The following is a 2,605-nucleotide window of genomic DNA, read 5'->3' as shown; positions in this document are numbered from 1 at the left end:
AGACGACGACGGGGGCGAAGAAGCGCCAGTTGAACTCGCGGGCGATGCGGTCGACGTTGCTGCGGCCGCGTCCGCAGATCGGGCGCTGGTAGCTCGGATCGACCACCAGCGTCGCGATCTGCAGCCACTGCAGCATCGGGGCCGGACCCGCCGACACGTCGCTATGCGCGGTAAAGCTTTTCGTCGAGATCGGCAGCATGTCGTACCTCCGTCCAAAGCGCGCGCAAGCGAAGTGTCCCTTGCGCAGTGGGGTCTTCTGGGCGGGCATCTACAGGCAATATAACTTATGTTATTTATTTTTAGCTTGGCGATTCCACCGAACGTAAAGGGGCGATAGTTACTCTTTTTCTGGCGCGTCGATCGTCGAGTTAACTAACGAAAACTTAACTTGCGCGCTCAACATACGAAGCTTCCATCGCAACGCAATATACAATTTGCCGCGCGGTTGGATTTATCAGTTTACGGCTTGTGGATAGGTCCAGTTATTGTCTAATACTAGACATTTTACGGCAAAATAAGTTGTTCTTATTGCCGGTTTTAAGGGCGGATCGCTGCGCTTGTGACGTGCAAAGAGGCGCGTCGTGCGTATCTCAGATGCAAACCGGTTCAGAATCGCCGGTCGCCCGAGCGGCTATCGCGGAAATGGGATTCTCTCCGAGACTGGCCTCAAGCCTGTGGAAGATGTCCTCATGCGACGGGACAGCGCAGGGATGAAACAGTCGCCACCTGACGGCGCCCAATCCAGGTCTTGGTCGCTCTTGGATGGAAGGTTGCCGGAAAAACCCGTCCTACCGTGCGGATCACGGTCAGTTACTGTCGCGCACGCTTCCGGTATGGCGGCTCGAAGAACGGTCGGATCGAGCCGTTGAATTCTTTGGAGACGGAAAACCTGCACCTTCGTCGATCAATCTTCGCTTCGATTTTAGAGAAGCCGACCATCGAGAAGGGTGCGTCGGATTTGAAGAGCAGCGCCGGCCGAACCTTCGAACCCGGGCTCCCGTCGATTCCTGAGCAAGCGCACCGGAGCAGTGCGCTTGCCGCATTCCTCGCCGTCAACTGCCGAGGATGAAGTTGTTGGCGGTCAGGGTCGAGGCTCCGACAACGAATTGGAAATCGGGCTTGCTGTCCCCGTTCGTGTCCGCGCTCACCAGTTGAGTGCCGCCCTGCGTGCCGCGCTGGTAGTGCAACTGGCCGGCTTGGCCAGTGAAGGCGCCCGTTCCGATAAACGTGAAGCCCTGCATGCCCGAGATCAGGCTGTTGGCATCGATCGCAGACAGGTCGATCTGGTCGCCGTCGCCCGCGATCAGCTCGATGTAGTCGGGCGCGCTGGCCGGACCGAAATCGGCCAGGCTCTGGAACACGAAGCGGTCGGCGCCGGCACCGCCGTAGAGCAGGTCGGTACCAGGACCACCGATCAGCACATCGTTCCCGGCGCCCCCCGAGATGTAGTCGTTGCCGCCCCCGCCGTAGATGGTGTCGTTGCCGCCGTTGCCCCGCAGCGTATCGTTGCCGGAGCCTCCGTTGATGACGTTGCCGGCCTCGGTGTCGTTGATGGTGATGCCGGCCGCACTCGGCGTGTTGTTGGTGACGGCCTGGGCTGCGAGGGTGGCGGCGTCGTTTCCGGCGAGATCCTGGACGGCGAGGACGTCGTTGCCGGCTGTCGGGTCGGTATAGGCGACCGTGACCGCCTGACCCGATGTCACCGGCGCGGCCAGGGTCAGCGTCACGGTCCGGGCCGTGCTGTTGACGGCCACGCCGCTGACACTGGCGGCGCTCCCGGCCACGGTGACGGCGAAGGCACCGGCCGCCGGGACGTTGGTGGCGTCGAGAGCCTCGTTGTAGGTCAGCACCAAGCTGGCGCCGTTCACGGCGGCCGACTGAAACACCGGCGGGGTCGTGTCGGCCGGCGGCGGCGTGGTGTTGGCGACGCTCTGGGCCGCAAGGGTGGCTGCATCGTTGCCGACCAGATCCTGTACGGCGAGGGCGTCGTTGCCGGCTGTCGGGTCGGTATAGGCCACGGTGATCGCCTGGCCGGACGTCACCGGCGCGGCCAGGGTCAGGGTGACCGTTTGGGTCGCGCTGTTGACGGCAATGCCGCTCACAGCGACGGGGCTGCCGGCCACAGTGACCGCGAAAGTGCCGGCCGCCGGGACGTTGGTGGCGTCGAGGGCCTCGTTGTAGGTCAGCACCAAGTTGGCGCCGTTCACGGCGGCCGACTGGAACATCGGTGGGGTCGTGTCGGCAGGCGGCGGCGTGGTGTTGGCGACGCTCTGGGCCGCAAGGGTGGCTGCATCGTTGCCGGCCAGATCCTGTACGGCGAGGGCGTCGTTGCCGGCTGTCGGGTCGGTATAGGCCACGGTGACCGCCTGGCTGGACGTCACCGGTGCGGCCAGGGTAAGGGTGACCGTTTGGGCTGTGCTGTTGACCGCAACGCTGCTCACACCGACGGCGCCCCCGGCCACGGTGACCGCGAAGGCACCGGCCGCCGGGACGTTGGTGGCGTCGAGGGCCTCGTTGTAGGTCAGCACCAGGCTGGCGGCGTTGACGCTTGCCGACTGAAACACCGGTGGTGTCGTGTCCGGCGTCGCGTTGGCGACGCCCTGGG

At 64.0% G+C, this 2,605-nt stretch carries 1 protein-coding gene and 1 pseudogene; both read right to left on the bottom strand.

What is annotated here, in order from left to right; all coding sequences use genetic code 11:
• Positions 1 to 199, bottom strand: a pseudogene (locus FV217_RS22150) (chromosome partitioning protein ParB); the annotation flags it as partial.
• A gap of 853 nt (positions 200 to 1,052) precedes the next feature.
• The coding region (locus tag FV217_RS22145) for a SwmB domain-containing protein (RefSeq protein WP_281407186.1) at positions 1,053 to 2,605 on the bottom strand (1,553 nt) is incomplete at its 5' end.

The sequence above is a fragment of the Methylobacterium sp. WL9 genome (assembly GCF_008040035.1).
In the GTDB taxonomy this organism is placed as follows: domain Bacteria; phylum Pseudomonadota; class Alphaproteobacteria; order Rhizobiales; family Beijerinckiaceae; genus Methylobacterium; species Methylobacterium thuringiense.
The sequence above is the reverse complement of the archived record's forward strand: the minus strand, read 5'-3'. Positions and strand labels throughout refer to the sequence as shown.